The organism is Acetivibrio cellulolyticus CD2 (assembly GCF_000179595.2).
Taxonomy (GTDB): Bacteria; Bacillota; Clostridia; order Acetivibrionales; family Acetivibrionaceae; genus Acetivibrio; species Acetivibrio cellulolyticus.
Genome location: NZ_JH556653.1, coordinates 1,820,359 through 1,835,720 on the forward strand (window position 1 = coordinate 1,820,359; position 15,362 = coordinate 1,835,720).

Sequence of the window (15,362 nt, forward strand, 5' to 3'; positions counted from 1 at the left end):
TAAATTACAATTTAACCACAAATTATTACTGCATTTTTTTGAAATTTTTTAAATTACGTGTTGACTATTATTGGCATTTATGGTACTATAAAAATGCAAAGTTTGTCGAATACTGTAATATTTGAAGGAGGATTCAATGATGAAATCTACTGGTATTGTAAGAAAAGTTGATGAATTAGGAAGGGTTGTACTGCCTATCGAGTTAAGAAGGACTTTAGACATTGCTGAAAAGGACGCTCTTGAGATTTATGTAGACGGCGCTACTATAATTCTTAAGAAGTATGAACCAGCTTGTATTTTCTGTGGCAATGCAAAGGATGTTGCTGTTTACAAAGGCAAAAACATCTGCCCTGACTGCATGAGAGAATTAAAGAAATAATAATTTCTTAAATAAACGGGGTTTGTTTACGAACAAACTCCTTTTATTTTGTTCATTTTTGTCGAAAAAAACATGATTTAATTTTTTAAAAGCTCCGAAATAGCTAAAGTTATATTTTGATCATTCCTAAATAGTATTTTACAATAGTCCATTATATACTTCTCGTTTGCTTATTCCTCTATCCTCCGCAACTTTCTTCATGGCATCCTTCTTATCAAGTCCTTCGCTTATGTATAATTTCATATGTTCTTCAAGACTCATAGTATTCCAGTCTTTTTTCCGGCTTTCAAACACAACCTCTTCACTAATACCTTCGACCATCAGAACAAATTCTCCTTTCGGAGATTCATTGTCGTATTTTTCTATTGCACTTTCCAGGTCGCACCTTATAATTTCCTCAAACCTTTTGGTAAGTTCACGGGCAAAAACTATCTTCCTGTTACCAAACGCATCATACAAATCCTTTAATGTATGTATCAGCTTATGAGGAGCTTCATAAAAGACTATAGTTCTTACCTCATTTTTAAGTGAAGCAAGTCTCTCTTTCCTCGCTCTTTTGTTCATTGGCAAAAAACCTTCGAACGCAAACCGACCTGCAGGAAGTCCCGAAATCACCAAACCTGTAACTGCGGCAACTGGTCCAGGTATCATTGTAACTTTGATATCGTTTTCAATACAAAGCTTTACAAGGTCTTCACCGGGATCTGATATTCCAGGAGTACCTGCATCTGATACCAGTGCAATATTTTTTCCTTCCAGGAGCTGGTTTATAAGGTAATTTCCTTTTTCCTTCTTGTTATGCTCATAATAGCTTACAAGACTTTTTTTAATTTCAAAATGATTTAAAAGCTTGATAGTTTGCCTCGTATCCTCTGCTGCAATAAAGTCAACTTCCCTAAGAGTTCTTATGGCCCTAAATGTTATATCTTCAAGATTTCCTATAGGGGTTGCAACAAGGTACAGCATTCCTTTGTTATTCAATTTCGGTTACCTCTCTACAATATATTTCATTAATTTCTTTTGAGTAATTTCCGTTTCCATCATAGACATAGAGCGGATCCATCATTTTCAATTGAGGACGTCCCTGCCTCGAGCCTTTAATCAAAATGAGGTTTGGCTTTTTGTAAGGAGTTGGATGTACAAATCTTATGTACTTCGGCTCAATTGTATATTTCCTCATAAACCAGATTATATCTGCAAGTCTGTCAGGCCTATGAACCATTGCGAACTGTCCGCCTGATACTAAAAGCTTTGAAGCAGACTTTACAACATCCTCCAAAGAACACAATATTTCATGTCTGGCTATAGCCTTGGTATCTCTAATATTTATAAGGCCTCCACCCTGATTCATGTACGGAGGATTTGATACAACAACATCAAAACTTGATGCTCCAAAGCGTCCAACACTTTCTTTTATATCACCGCATACTATCTTGACACGATCTTCAAGGCAATTCATCTTTACACTTCTATCTGCCATTTCTGCAATGTCTTCCTGAATCTCAAGACCAACTATAGATTTTGCCTCGGTCTTCCCAGCTAGAAGTATGGAAATAATTCCAGTACCGGTACCTAAATCAATAACGGAATTTCCTTTTTTTACATCAGCGAAATTTGCAAGCAGCACTGCATCAAGCCCAAAACGAAAGGCTTTATCTTTCTGTATAATCTTCAAACCCTTATATTGCAGGTCATCTATATTTTCATTTTCCATTAATTTAATATTCAAAACAAAATCAGCCACCCAAAACGATATTAAAAAATCAATAATGCTAAGTGCATTGATATGCGCAGCAAAAAAGGAGCCAGTTTAAGGCCAAACCCCACTAGACTCCCCATTTACTAATATTATTTTTGCTTAGGAGCATCTACAGGACAAACATTTGCACAAGCTCCGCATTCTATGCAAGCACTTTCATCAATTACATAACTGCTATCACCTGCTGAAATACAGGAAACAGGGCACTCTGGTTCACACGCGCCACAACTGATACATGCTTCAGTTATAAAATATGCCATCTTAGGTACACCTCCTAATAATTATTATCTTAAAAATCGCCAAAACTGCCTTTTTATTTTATCACCAATCTTCAATAAATGAAACTACTTTTTTCGAAATTGGCCTACAATTTTCATAACTAACCCATTTATTCCAGAAAATTATAGTTTCCCATCGAAAAAAGCTTAAATACATTCTTTTGAAGTCAAGGTTTTTGGCGTAATAACTAACCAAACTTTAAACTTGAAAAATTTCTAATCTTCAAGCTGCTTTAATTCTTCAATACTTATTCCCGGTTCTATTTCATCGTGACTAACTGCATCTTTAATTATCTTCACCTGACTTGCATTATATACCTTCAAATCAGTCTCATTACCTTTATCAAGTTTTACTTTTACTAATTCCTTAAGAAGACTTATTCCCATTACAACACCTTGACCATCAGGAGTTTCAACAATGGCTCCTTCTTTTGGAACTCTTGTTATTATTTCTTCATAGGCATCCTGCTCGTATTTCAAACAGCACATAAGTCTGCCGCATGCACCTGATATTTTTGTAGGATTTAATGATAACCCTTGTTCCTTAGCCATCTTAATAGAAACCGGCTGGAAGTCTCCCAAAAATGCGTTGCAGCACAGAACTCTTCCGCATACGCCAAGGCCGCCCATCATCTTGGACTCATCCCTAACACCTATTTGACGGAGCTCAATTCTTGTCCTGAAAACCGATGCAAGGTCCTTTACAAGTTCCCTGAAATCAACTCTTCCATCTGCTGTAAAGTAAAACAAAACCTTATTATTATCAAATGTGTATTCAACATCTATTAACTTCATTTCAAGCTTGTGATCATTTATTTTTTGCAGACATATATCAAAAGCTTCTTTTTCTCTTCTTGCATTCTCTTCATAGTGCTTTTTGTCTTCCTCATCCGCTACTCTTATCACTTTCTTAAGCGGTGCAACTATTTGGTCCTCAGGTACCTCCGTATTTGGAACTACAACAAGTCCAAACTCTATACCTCTTGCAGTTTCTACAATAGCATTTTCGTTTAACTTTATTTCCAAATCACCCGGATCAAAATAATAAATCTTACCGGCTCTTTTAAACCTTACCCCAACCACCTTTACCATTATATCTTTTCCTCCTGAAGTTTCATCAGCATAACTTCTATAACAAGTTGATAATTGGCATTCTGTTTTATATTTCTACGTGCTTCTTCGATCGCAGCTATATTTCCAATTAGTTTACCTATCTTAAATCCATCCACATTCTTTAATATAATATCCTTTTTATCTGAATTAATCAATATATTTTCATTTCCAGACTTTTTGGCAATTAATAAATCCCTATAAAACAATAACATTATATCCAATATTGAATCTACATTATCTTTATTTTCCTCAAAAAAATCATAAATATCAAAAATACATATAAGTTCTGAGTTTTTTAATTTCAGTATCACTTCAATGGCTTTATCCCTATTTAAGCGAAAATCCTCAGACTCTATAAGGGTAAGAGCTTTCCCCGGCACACCGTCAGCGTAGGAAACAATAAAATCAATTCCCTCCAACTCTTTTAATTCTTTTTTAAGAATACAGGATTTTACTTCTTCATCAGTATTCTTCCTGAAGTTGTATATAATACTGCGTGATCTTATAGTCTCCAGCAAACTGTTACTATTTGAGGTAGTCAAAATTATTACTGCATATCCCGGAGGTTCTTCCAATGTCTTAAGAATACAATTCTGTGCCTGAACTGTCATCTTGTCTGCCTCAGCAATCAGATATACCTTTTTACCTGAATACATCGGCCTGATGCATATATCCTGCTGCATCCTTCTGATATCATCAACACTAATGCTTGCCCCTTCAGCCTCAACAACATAGAAGTCAGGATTGTTACCACTACTAAAAAGGTGGCATGGCTGGCAATTTTCACATCGTTCTACAGAATTGCGCCCACTACAAAGAAGGGTGGATGCAAAAATTCTTGCCACCATCCTTTTACCGATACCCTCAGGTCCCGAAAAAATATAGGCATGTCTCGCGGAATCATCCCTTAAGACTGCTTTCAAGCTGCTTACAACTTCATTTTGTCCGATAATATCGCTGAAATTCACGTTGCACCCCATATTTTCGAAATCTTACAGAGAAATATCCAGAACCAACCCTCGTATGTCCTCTATCCTCTGTAAAATTTTAATGTTATCCTTTTCTTTGCTTAAAACATCTTTTGTAAGTTCTTCAAGTTCAGAGTTAATTTTTTTTACAGTCGCATATACCCTATGTCTTCCTCTCCGGTCAATGAAGCTTTCCTTGGAGAACTTATGTGAATTATTCAAGGTCTCATCAAGAAATTCGGATATAAGCTTTTTATATATCTTAAGTTCCCTTACATCTACCTTTTTCCCAAGCTTTTCTCCCTGGTCCGAAATCTGGTTTATCAGCTGTTTAATCCGCTCTTCAACGTTGTGCTCTTCAACCCGTTTGAGTTGGCTTCCAAAAGCGCTGCCATTGGTATCTGAAACTTTCTTCTGTTCACTGCCCGACACCTCAGCTATATTGGTTGAACTGTTCAAACCTTCACTTATCTTCATAAGCACCACTCCGTTTTATTCGAGTTTTGGCAAGCCTTAAGAAAATTTGTCCAAATACGCTTTAACATCCGAGAATATCTCTTCAATATTTCTGTTGCTTTCAATAGCCTTTATTCTATCAGGGTACATTGATGCCAATTTTTTATAACCATTATATACTTTTCTATGAAAATCCATTGCTTCCCGCTCTATTCTGTCGGCACCCGTAGATTGAATTCTCCTCTCCAGGGCAACCTCCGGATCAATGTCAAAAAATAGAGTTACATCAGGCATAATGCCATCTAATGCGATCCTGTTTACTCTTTCGATCAATTCAATATCTATATTTCGGCCAAACCCCTGATATACATAACTTGAGTCTATAAACCTATCGCAAATTACAACTTTTCCCTCTGAAAGCGATGGTTTTATAAGCTCATTAACCAACTGAGCACGTGCTGATGCATACAGCATCATTTCCGTTATATACGCCATATCCGAATTTTCGGTATCAAGTATTATTGACCGGATTTTCTCTCCTATACTTGTCCCTCCGGGTTCTCTTGTAACTACTACTTCAAAGCCTTTACCTTTTAGATAGCTTTCTATCAACTTAATTTGAGTAGTTTTACCCGATCCGTCAGTACCCTCAGTTGTAATAAATAGTCCTCTTTTCATTAAAACCCTCCGATGTGCCTATATTACATGCCATTATACCATATCGCGATGATAGCTGCAAACAAGGTAGTAATGCCCGCTGCAATAAACAGAGGCGAGCTCAGACACACTTCAATACTTCTACTTCCAAGCCACCTGATACCCCGTTTACATTTCCTCCTGCCTCAATAACACTCATTATATATTGAATTGTATCCTGTGTAATAACCTCACCAGGACATATTACGGGAACTCCTGGGGGATAAGGCGTTATTATTCCTCTACTCACCTTACCTTCCGACTCAGCCAGTTTCATTGTTTCATAGCTATATTGCATGACCTTATCGAGCGTTACTGCTTGTGACGGTAACCTGGTTTCCCTAATATTAATATCGGGTAATCGTGAGTAATTCTTAAATTGCTTATCTATTTCATTTAACGCAAAGTACAGACGTTCAAACTCTTCAATTCCATCAGCTACGGTAGAAATGCAAACTATATTGAAAATATCTGCCATTTCAACCTGAATATTATATCGGCTCCTAAGGATATTATCTATCTGGAAACCAGTCTGCCCGGTATTTTTGACATTAATCACAACCCTAGTTTTATCGGTCTCCCCTGATTTCAAAAGCTGTCTAGATAGTATTTCATATCCCGTATTTTCGTAAATTTTAGACTCAAAACATTGGATTCCTTCCAGCAAACCATCTATCAATTCACTCCCGCGCTGCTCCATTATTGCCCTTGCAATATCTAAAAAGGATATGATTATATAAGACGGACTGGAGGTCTGAATTAAGCGCAGCACAAATTTAACCTTCTCAACATCAACCCTGTTTCCCTTTACATGGATGTATGCTCCCTGAGTCAATGCCGGCAGCGTTTTATGGGCACTTTGAATACACACATCCGCCTGGGCATCCAGCGCACAGCACGGAAGTTTTGGCGAGAACTTCAAATGAGCTCCATGAGCCTCGTCAACTATAAGAATTTTATTATAGGAATGAACTAAATCAGAAATTGCACCAATATCGGAACATATTCCATAGTAATTTGGGCGCGTGACAAAAACTCCAACAGCTTCAGGATTATTTTTTATCGCCTGTTCCACTGTTGAAGGCAACATAAATGAAGACACCCCAAAAAAGCTGTCATATTCGGGTTGTATATAAATAGGCGTAACTCCCGCAAGCATCATTCCGCCAATAACCGACTTATGACAATCCCTTGAAACTATCAGCTTGTCCCCCGGTTTGCACAAGCCCAAAATAGCACCATGCACGCCGCAAGTTGATCCATTCACCAAAAAAGAAGTATAATCGGCTCCAAAAGCCTTTGCAGCCAATTCTTGCGCTTCTTTTATAACTCCATCCGGAAAATGAAGATTATCAAGCCCAGGAATTTCAGTCATGTCAAGTAGATGTAAGTCATTTAAAAACCTGTCAGGTATGCCTTTCCCGAGCTTATGCCCAGGCATATGAAATGGAATAGGACTTGAATTTACATACTTCCTTAATGCGTTAAATATTGGAGTATTAAGATTATTAATGGTTCTTCCCCCTAATAATAACAAAGGAATTCTTTATTTTTCTATCAACCATACTGAAGTAATTCTATGTGCAGGAAACTTATCCTGAACTATTTGTTTTGCCTCTTTGATGTTAGCTGCACTTACTTCTTCAATTTCCTTTGTGTCAAACTTTGAACAGTTTTTCTTCTCTGTATGCCAGACTCTGTAAACCTTTTTTCTTACCTTTTCTTGCATTGTACTACCTCTTACAAAATTACTTTACTACAATTATATCACTAGTTAAAATAATTTGCATTGTTTTTATTGAAAAACCTTATATTTTTACTGCAAGGGTCCTATGCTTATAGTAGCTATTACTTATTGCCGGGTGTCGGTCTACCATAATATAATTATTATGTAAACTATTTTAAGGAGGGTTAATTCATGTCTTCTAAAAAGTTCCTGGCACCATATCTATCTCTAGCCCTTGCATTCATTTTATTATTCAGCTCTAGTAATGTTTTTGCAGCAAAAAATAAAACCACTGGTAAGACCCCCACAACCAGTATTAAAGTTCAGTTATACAATTACAGCACAGCATCCTCCGCAAATACTCTCTACCCTGAATTTAGAGTTTATAACAATGGTAATACAACTATAAACCTTTCCTCAGTTAAATTAAGATATTATTATACAATTGACGGAGAAAAGCCTCAAACATATTTGTGTGACTGGTCAAATAAAGGCAGCGCAAATATTACAGGCTCTTTAATAAAGATGTCATCCGTTTCAACCAATGCAGACTATTATCTTGAAATTGGCTTTACAAGTAATGCTGGTTCTTTATCAGCAGGTACATATGCAGAAGTTCAATCCAGAATTTACAAGTCCGATTGGTCCTACTATACCCAAGCAAACGATTACTCGTTTAACAGCAGCTCATCAACTTATACCGACTGGTCAAAAACTACCGGTTATATAAACGGTACCCTGGCTTGGGGTGTTGAGCCTGTGGCCCTGACTCCTACAAGTTCACCAACTACGATTGCTATAGATACTCCGACTCCGACTCCTACACTTACCTCAACTGCTACTCCGCTTATTACACCTACGCCAACACCTACATCGACTGCTACTCTATTTGTTACTCCTACTCCTATAGCTACTCCAATTGTTACTCTCACTCCTACACCTGCACCTACTACTTCAATTGTTACTCCTACGCCTACACCTGCACCAACAGTCACTCCAATCGTTACTCCTACTCCTGCATCAACTACTCCAATTGTTACTCCCACTCCTACACCAACAGCTACTAAATCAGTAAAAAGAATACTTGGATTTACAACCTATTATTATTCAGGTGATAAATCTTCATATAATTCAATGGTCAATAATAAAGCTTCAATTGATGAAATATCAACAGCAACACATATAACTGACGGATATGGAAATATCACAGGTTTGCTTCCAACCGAGCAGATAAGTTATGCAAATGCAAACGGCATTACCTCGACTCTTCTGGTGGGAAACAACTTCAGCGGTGATGTAGCTAAAACCCTCCTTGAAAGTTCGACAAACAGAAATAATTTCATATCCAACCTGCTAAATATATTAAAAACTAACAGCTATAAGGGAGCTAATATTGATATCGAGGGTATTTACAGCTCTGATAGGAATTATTATACAACCTTCTTAAGCGAAATTTATTCAACATTAAAACCATTAGGTTATAAAATTTCTGTATCAGTGCCTGCCAAAACAACTGATAACCCTAACTATACCTGGAATTATGCTTATGATTATGCCAGCATTGCAAACTATGCCGACTTTATTCTTCTAATGACTTACGATGAGCATTATCCAGGAGGTTCAGCAGGACCTGTGGCATCCATCGGTTGGGTTAACAATGTTGTAAAATACGCTACAACTGTTATACCGAAAGAGAAGATTTATCTAGGACTTGCTGCATATGGTTATGATTGGTCAAGCAATGGTACAAAAGCCTATTCAATTAACGGCTGTTACAACCTTGCTGTTACTTATGGAGCTACAATCCTTTGGGATAGCACTTCACAGTGTCCATATTTTACCTACACAGATGCCAATAGAGTAGCCCACACAGTATGGTTTGAAAACTCGATGAGCATTGAACCCAAGCTAGATCTTGTTAATTCATACAACTTAGCTGGTGTCGGCATATGGCGACTCGGCCTTGAAAATGCAGATTACTGGAATAGTATAAATACGAAAATAAGATAAATGATAAAGCTCGTGGACATCAAGCCCCTTCGCTTTTGCCACTTTCACTTTGTTCGGAAGAGGCGTAATAAAAGCCGCAGTTGGATTAGTTTCCGACTGTGGCTTTTAATCTTTATACAGAATCTTCACAAACTAATATTGACGATGCCTTAAGAAAAGTTGAGTAATTAGTGAACTTATTTCTACTCCAAATCATAATATATATCAATCTTATGTAAATATAAAGGATTGATTTTTATGGCTAACATTTTTGTGTATAACAATGATACCAATAGTATGGAGTATTACCAGCGCACCGAAAATGACCCAATGCCCTATAATACGGGTAGGACTTTGCTCGTCATGGAATTTAGAGGAAGTTCCAACTCAAGTACTCTGTGGACGACTAAGAGGGCTATGCAATCATTCAACCAGTTTTCAAGAATATGGGGCCAGCCTATTTACGTAGGATATGCGTTTAAACGTATATGGGAAGGCGGCCCATGATCCAATGTCCCAGCATTATGCTGGTGTTTCTTTTGATGTAGGGCAGAATCTTGATTACAATACAAGAAATAGTATGAGAAATGTAGCCATACAATCTGGTGTTTGGAATTACGTAGAACCTGCATATCTAACTCCAACGTGGGTTCATTTTGATGATAGACAGAATCCACCGGCATGTTTCAATGGCGGATACCCGGTTGTTGCATTTGGAAGTGTAGGTGTGTATGTTCTCATCCTGCAGGATGCTCTCAGAGCTATTGGCTTCACAACTACTGATATAGACGGTTATTTTGGTCCCATAACACAAAGGACTGTGATAAACTTCCAAAACAGTTACGGTCTTGTTGCTGATGGAATTGTTGGCTGCCTTACATGGGAAACTCTAACAAGTAATGCTGCAGGAATAGGACAAACGGCAACTGTTGCATATCCTTAGGAGTGCCGAAAATATAGGCGAGCAGTGTAGATGAGCGGAATGACAAGCTACGTGAAAAATCCGAAGTAATATTTCAGCTATTCAAAAGTCCCCTTCTTCGTAAAGGTAAGCGTCATCAAGATATTTTACGCACAAACCACCCATGATGTACTTATGATGGTTTTCAGCTTTGCGCTTATCAGCGCTCTGTCTTCTCTTTGCCTCTGTCAAGTTTGCCTGCGCTCTTTTAAGCTGCTCCTCGGCATCCTCTAACTGCTTGTTTTTGTAAATAATTTGTTCTTTCATTGTGTATCCTCACTTTCTTTTTTGAATAAAAAAATGCAGCGGAACTGAATTATCAATTTCACTGCATAATTAGCATTAAAAATATTTTCGTTTTCATTTTTGAAGATTGTGCAAGAGCACTTGCACAATTCATTTACATCATAAATGCTATTCTTCGTCCTCTATTTGTGGTATAGCAACCAACTCCTGCAATTTTCGCTCCAATACTTTCTTATCTGGCAATTGCAATTGATATTGTGAAACAAGCATTGGTGACATACTTCTACTCATAGCATATTCTACCACCTCATCATTTTTAGACGCACACAATATCAATCCAACACTTGGGTTCTCATGCTCTAGTGCTTCAAGATAAAAATCCATTTTGGATATATATTCCGGCATAAACTTTCCTACCTTCAACTCAAAAGCCACCAAGCACTGCAATCCTCGGTGATAGAAAAGTAAATCAATGGAATAGTCCTCGCCGCTAACCTGCACTTTGTATTCTTCATCAATAAATGTAAAATCTTTACCAAGCTCAAGGATAAAATCCTTCATGTTTCTTATAAGTGCTTTTCTAAAATCAGGTTCCTTGTATGCTTCCGGTAAATCCAAAAACCCAATGATATATGAATCCAAAAATGGATTTTCTTTCAATCCCTTTATAGGTTCTGGTAATAATTTTTCTTGTGATAGCATATATCTCTCGTAATATGCGCTTTCAATCTGTCTTTCCAATTCGCGGGATGAATAACTTTCTTTTATGCATAACGATATATAAAAATGTCGTTCTTCCGGAGTCTTCGCTTTTGACATAATTGCCAAATGATTTGTCCAGCTAATTTGTGTCAGCACTGCTGTCACAAATTATTTATCCCAGTAAAAATTACAATATACCTCCACATAAATATAATCATATCATTAGTGCATAAAGTTTTTAAATAAACCATATTTCCATGTGAATTATATTGCATTATCTTTTGTGTTGAATTCAAAGTTCCATATACGCTTGCTTTTTAATGGTGTTAAAAATTATTTAATATTTGATATATTATAATAATACTCTCCATCTACTTTTTTTCGAGTCCCCTTTAATATTGCATTATCAGGAGTATATACAATACAATTCAGTTCTGGTTGTTGCTCATCTAAAGAAACAGATAATTTACTTGGAATCTCTGGATTGTAAAGTATTTCTTCCTTATATACAATTTTATTTTTTGATACAAATATAATCCCAGATGTTAAATCCACAGAATCATTGTATTGTACACCAAGAAGTTCTGAAATTTCTTTATTGGAACTTCCTACTTTAAATATGGCCATTTTGTCCCATTCAAAATCAGCAACTTCTTTTATTGAAATATTACATACACTCTCATCTTTAACAGATTGTTTGTCTATTAATTCAATAATCTTATCACTTATTTTATTGTTTTGGGCACACCCAGAAAATAATATAGCAAAAAATACAACTGTTAAAACAATATATATAATTTTTCTCATAATACACTCCTTTATTTACCAAGCTCTGCTTTCTGATCAGGCGTAAACGGTTGTTTGTCCCAAAGAGCCTCTTTTGGTATTCTCTTTTTCCTTGTAATTAAATATAGCCTTCTACAATTCTTATTTCAAGTACTTATTAATAAAACTTATGCAGAACTTTTATAAGCAAGATATATCAGCACATTGAAAAATAAATATACAAAGAATATTACTGTTGCCAAACATGATATTCATGGCATAATATTTGAACTTGTATCTAAGTCCAACTTTTTCAAAAAACCCTGTATAAAACTGCAATTATAACTTATAAATTATAAAAGTATAATATTCACATTCTTGTACTGCTGTTAATTTTGCAAATATCTGTATTTTGTGTTTTATAGTTGTTATTAGTGGAAAAATTCTATACAAGTATAAATATTTCATTGTTTCCTATTTGAGCTCAAATCCTATATCGCCATATTTTCCGCACACATTGTATGTACATCAATACATAATTATGATATAATGTATATATAATAATTATTGAAAGGGGGTGTTTTTTATGGCTCAAACGGTTATTAATATCCGTATGGACGAAGAATTAAAAAAACAAGTAGAATATCTTTTTTCTGAGTTTGGTATGAATATGACAACAGCCTTTACGGTTTTTGCAAAGGCGGTTGTTCGGGAAAAAAGAATACCCTTTGAAATTTATGCTTCAACTGATGCTTTTTATAACGAATACAATCAAAACTGCATTAAAAAAGCCATTGCCGATATTAAAGCAGGCAATGGAACTGCTCACGAACTTATAGAGGTGAGTGATGAATAAAATATGGCATAATGAAGCATGGGAAGATTATCTATATTGGCAATCACAAGATAAAAAGACTTTAAAACGTATTAATCAACTACTCAAAGATATTGACAGGAATGGAAATGACGGCATTGGAAAACCAGAACCTTTGAAGTATGAAAATCAGGGCTGTTGGAGCAGACGTATTGATGAAACAAACCGACTTGTATACTTTATTGAAGATAACCAAATTTACATTTTACAGTGCAGAACGCATTATGGCGATAAATAGCCTTTTATTTTTAATATACGATAATAAAGCCTATGGTCTGATTAGTTTCCAGACCATAGGCTATTTTCTTGGTAAAAAAGGTTATTTTTTTATTTTTTTGAATTATTGAAATCAAAAATATTATTATATGAATCACGATGTTGTTAATTCAACAAACTCTGGAAAGAACCGGTTTACCGTTTACGGTTGAAAAAAGACGGTCATCCGAAGACAACCGCCAATCAAATATATCAAGAATTTTTATTATTTTACAGTTTACTTAAATCAATAATTTCTAACTTTTCCGTAAAATCTTTACCCTCATAATAGTTAATCTGTAATTCATTTGAATTAATAAACTTCACACTAACTATTGCAGAAGAAGGTGGAACTGTTTCTGAAAAATTTCTTTCAACCTCTTTAAAATATAAAGCTTTATCAAAAATATCAGAAACTACTAGCTTCTTGCTTTGCACCAACACTATTTTACCTTTATCAACAAGTACGGGCGTATCATATGCTTGTGAAATTAAGTTAGCTTTTGTATCATAAAAATAAGTGGTGTAGAAAGGACTACCATAGCTAATTGTAACCTGAATTATGTCATTCTCCAGTTTATTTATATGTGGCTCCTTAGGTACAGTAGTTTCATCTACAACCTTTTTATTCTTATCGAATAGCTTAACAGTGTAAGTTCCATCTTCATTTTTATTTATACTATAAAACTCTTCCATCGGAATTGATAATTTATTTGTTTCTACTGTCGTCGGTGATACTGTAAGCGTTGGTGCTTCCGTTATATTTTTTCTTTCACAAGCAACAAACGATATACATAAGATAATTGTTAAAATAATAAATGAACCTTTTTTAATCATCACTACCTCCCCTATTTATACCTGTAAAATTTGAAGTCATCTTTCTCTGCACCAGACACCTTCACTTCTTGAACTTTATCATTAACCCATGGAGGTACTAATGAAGGATAAGATTTCGGGAATTTTTTATGTAACGCAGCTTGAGCCTTAGGACTATAGTATAACACAGCACCATTTGTATTATCTTCAGACTTTCCGTTATACACATCCAGAACAATACTAATCAATTTTTCTAGCTTAGCATTAGAACCATCTCTGTTGTTTAGATACTTTTCTGCAGTTTTATATGGATCGTTAGGATTGGTATATGCATCAAAACCGCTATTTTTTATTACCTTTGTTACTGTGTCGTATTTTTTCCATTCCCTTGTACCCACTCTATTCATTATAACATTTGCTACAGCTTCCCAAGACGCTTCACTACAATTTGCTGCTTCACCATATACTGTTTTTATCATTAGTATTTGTTCTTCTGTAAGTTCACTATTACCCGTCCCCTTAGATGGAGGAGGAGGAGGCGCTTGTCTATACATCAGTGTAGATAGCATTGATTGTAACTGTTTAACATCAGACATAGTACCTCCGTATGCCTTCTTCAAATAGGCATTACAAGCCTCCCTGAAATAAGCATCATTCTTATAAGCATCTGTATCTTTTAACATTTCTCTTGCTGTAGCAGCATTCGAAGCATACTTATACTTATTGGCTATTTCTGCTTTTACATCAATATCTGAGTCTTCTTCTTCATAATATTCATTTATCTTTAGCTGACTTTCCTCCCATCCTTTTTTTGCAGCAATTATTTCATTAACTAAAGTTAATGCTGACTTTTCTCCAGTATACCCTGTAGGATCAACATACATCATAGGTTCATTATGACAATATGCATACAGATTCAAACTCAATGGGTCAGCTATTGCCCCCATATATGTACCCTGCTGCAAGAACCTTGCTGTTTGCGGATCATAGTATCTTGCTTGAAGGTTATAGTACTTTGATTCCTCATCGTATTGGTATCCGGCATACAATATCTGGCTCTTTATTATTTCATTCTCATCTATTGTCTCTACTCCAGTGCTGTCATAGTAGGTCTCAGAGGTTATATTGCCGAATTCATCATACTTGTACTGTGAGCGGATACTTTTTGTCGTAGCATCCAGCAGGGCTGTCACATCAGCATGTCCGTTGTAGAAATAGTATACCTTGTCAGTTCCTGTTTCCCTTGAGATAAGGTTGGTTCCTATTACATTGAAGGCGCTTATTGCTCCGCTGTTTGTGTATTCAAATACTACATTGTCATACTCATAGAAGTATCTTGCAGTCGTTCCGCCTACGGTTTTTGCAACTCTCTTTCCCTC

At 35.9% G+C, this 15,362-nt stretch carries 20 protein-coding genes; 6 read left to right on the forward strand and 14 right to left on the reverse strand.

Translation table 11 applies throughout. The features are described 5' to 3' along the window. Nucleotides 1-139: 139 nt before the first annotated feature. Entirely contained in the window at nucleotides 140-379 is a 240-nt protein-coding gene (locus tag ACECE_RS0210070; protein WP_010681083.1) for an AbrB/MazE/SpoVT family DNA-binding domain-containing protein, read from the forward strand. Between the two features lie 138 nt (nucleotides 380-517). Here the strand turns inward: ACECE_RS0210070 and rsmI are convergent, their stop codons facing one another. The 9 genes from rsmI to ACECE_RS0210115 form a co-directional block, all read right to left on the reverse strand. Then, complete coding sequence (gene rsmI / locus ACECE_RS0210075; protein ID WP_010681084.1) at nucleotides 518-1,360, reverse strand: 16S rRNA (cytidine(1402)-2'-O)-methyltransferase; 843 nt, start codon at nucleotides 1,358-1,360, stop codon at nucleotides 518-520. After that, nucleotides 1,353-2,093 carry a tRNA1(Val) (adenine(37)-N6)-methyltransferase gene (locus tag ACECE_RS0210080; RefSeq protein ID WP_040428318.1) on the reverse strand — a complete coding sequence of 247 codons (741 nt, stop codon included), beginning with the start codon at nucleotides 2,091-2,093 and terminating at the stop codon, nucleotides 1,353-1,355. The genes rsmI and ACECE_RS0210080 overlap by 8 nt, the downstream gene beginning before the upstream one ends. A 134-nt stretch (nucleotides 2,094-2,227) precedes the next feature. Beyond that, nucleotides 2,228-2,398, reverse strand: a complete 171-nt coding sequence (locus ACECE_RS0210085; RefSeq protein WP_010681086.1) for a 4Fe-4S binding protein — start codon at nucleotides 2,396-2,398, stop codon at nucleotides 2,228-2,230. A 234-nt stretch (nucleotides 2,399-2,632) separates the two neighbouring features. Beyond that, nucleotides 2,633-3,508, reverse strand: a complete 876-nt coding sequence (locus ACECE_RS0210090; protein WP_010681087.1) for a PSP1 domain-containing protein — start codon at nucleotides 3,506-3,508, stop codon at nucleotides 2,633-2,635. Continuing rightward, nucleotides 3,508-4,509 (reverse strand): DNA polymerase III subunit delta' C-terminal domain-containing protein, encoded by a 1,002-nt coding sequence (locus tag ACECE_RS0210095; RefSeq protein WP_040428056.1) that lies wholly within the window; start codon nucleotides 4,507-4,509, stop codon nucleotides 3,508-3,510. Before ACECE_RS0210095 ends, ACECE_RS0210090 begins: the two co-directional genes overlap by 1 nt. A gap of 12 nt (nucleotides 4,510-4,521) precedes the next feature. Beyond that, nucleotides 4,522-4,974 carry a YaaR family protein gene (locus ACECE_RS0210100; protein WP_010681089.1) on the reverse strand — a complete coding sequence of 151 codons (453 nt, stop codon included), beginning with the start codon at nucleotides 4,972-4,974 and terminating at the stop codon, nucleotides 4,522-4,524. Between the two features lie 36 nt (nucleotides 4,975-5,010). Beyond that, nucleotides 5,011-5,631 carry a dTMP kinase gene (tmk, locus tag ACECE_RS0210105; RefSeq protein ID WP_010681090.1) on the reverse strand — a complete coding sequence of 207 codons (621 nt, stop codon included), beginning with the start codon at nucleotides 5,629-5,631 and terminating at the stop codon, nucleotides 5,011-5,013. Between the two features lie 100 nt (nucleotides 5,632-5,731). After that, the gene (locus ACECE_RS0210110) at nucleotides 5,732-7,186 is read right to left on the reverse strand and encodes an aminotransferase class I/II-fold pyridoxal phosphate-dependent enzyme (RefSeq protein ID WP_010681091.1); all 1,455 of its coding nucleotides are present in this window, start codon (nucleotides 7,184-7,186) and stop codon (nucleotides 5,732-5,734) included. Nucleotides 7,187-7,195: 9 nt separating this feature from the next. Then, on the reverse strand, nucleotides 7,196-7,378 hold the full coding sequence (locus ACECE_RS0210115; RefSeq protein ID WP_010681092.1) for a hypothetical protein: 183 nt from the start codon (nucleotides 7,376-7,378) through the stop codon (nucleotides 7,196-7,198). 189 nt (nucleotides 7,379-7,567) lie between these two features. Between ACECE_RS0210115 and ACECE_RS27155 the strand changes: the two genes are divergently transcribed. From ACECE_RS27155 to ACECE_RS31710, 3 genes are all read left to right on the forward strand, one after another. Beyond that, a complete protein-coding gene (locus tag ACECE_RS27155; RefSeq protein ID WP_010681093.1) occupies nucleotides 7,568-9,385 on the forward strand; it encodes a glycosyl hydrolase family 18 protein in 1,818 nt (605 codons plus the stop codon). Between the two features lie 237 nt (nucleotides 9,386-9,622). Next, entirely contained in the window at nucleotides 9,623-9,871 is a 249-nt protein-coding gene (locus tag ACECE_RS31705) for a hypothetical protein (RefSeq protein WP_010681094.1), read from the forward strand. Between the two features lie 4 nt (nucleotides 9,872-9,875). Continuing rightward, nucleotides 9,876-10,307: a peptidoglycan-binding domain-containing protein gene (locus ACECE_RS31710; protein WP_010681095.1), complete on the forward strand. Its 432-nt coding sequence runs from the start codon at nucleotides 9,876-9,878 to the stop codon at nucleotides 10,305-10,307. Between the two features lie 81 nt (nucleotides 10,308-10,388). Here ACECE_RS31710 and ACECE_RS0210130 read toward each other — a convergent pair whose 3' ends face one another. The 3 genes from ACECE_RS0210130 to ACECE_RS0210140 all read right to left on the reverse strand — a co-directional run bounded on the left by ACECE_RS0210130 (nucleotide 10,389) and on the right by ACECE_RS0210140 (nucleotide 12,080). After that, nucleotides 10,389-10,592 carry a hypothetical protein gene (locus ACECE_RS0210130; protein WP_010681096.1) on the reverse strand — a complete coding sequence of 68 codons (204 nt, stop codon included), beginning with the start codon at nucleotides 10,590-10,592 and terminating at the stop codon, nucleotides 10,389-10,391. A 147-nt stretch (nucleotides 10,593-10,739) separates the two neighbouring features. Then, entirely contained in the window at nucleotides 10,740-11,438 is a 699-nt protein-coding gene (locus ACECE_RS27165) for a PDDEXK nuclease domain-containing protein (RefSeq protein WP_010681097.1), read from the reverse strand. Between the two features lie 168 nt (nucleotides 11,439-11,606). Further along, nucleotides 11,607-12,080 carry a hypothetical protein gene (locus ACECE_RS0210140; RefSeq protein WP_010681098.1) on the reverse strand — a complete coding sequence of 158 codons (474 nt, stop codon included), beginning with the start codon at nucleotides 12,078-12,080 and terminating at the stop codon, nucleotides 11,607-11,609. A gap of 544 nt (nucleotides 12,081-12,624) precedes the next feature. Here ACECE_RS0210140 and ACECE_RS0210145 point away from each other — a divergent pair. Both ACECE_RS0210145 and ACECE_RS0210150 read left to right on the forward strand, forming a co-directional pair. Continuing rightward, nucleotides 12,625-12,894, forward strand: coding sequence for a type II toxin-antitoxin system RelB/DinJ family antitoxin (locus ACECE_RS0210145; RefSeq protein ID WP_010681099.1), 270 nt, complete (start codon nucleotides 12,625-12,627; stop codon nucleotides 12,892-12,894). Continuing rightward, on the forward strand, nucleotides 12,887-13,150 hold the full coding sequence (locus tag ACECE_RS0210150) for a Txe/YoeB family addiction module toxin (RefSeq protein ID WP_010681100.1): 264 nt from the start codon (nucleotides 12,887-12,889) through the stop codon (nucleotides 13,148-13,150). Before ACECE_RS0210145 ends, ACECE_RS0210150 begins: the two co-directional genes overlap by 8 nt. A gap of 248 nt (nucleotides 13,151-13,398) precedes the next feature. On the opposite strand, the gene ACECE_RS0210155 is transcribed toward ACECE_RS0210150, so the two are convergent. Beyond that, nucleotides 13,399-14,004: a hypothetical protein gene (locus ACECE_RS0210155; RefSeq protein ID WP_010681101.1), complete on the reverse strand. Its 606-nt coding sequence runs from the start codon at nucleotides 14,002-14,004 to the stop codon at nucleotides 13,399-13,401. Nucleotides 14,005-14,015: 11 nt separating this feature from the next. Continuing rightward, nucleotides 14,016-15,362: RHS repeat-associated core domain-containing protein (locus ACECE_RS0210160; RefSeq protein WP_010681102.1), on the reverse strand; the 1,347-nt coding region annotated here is incomplete at its 5' end.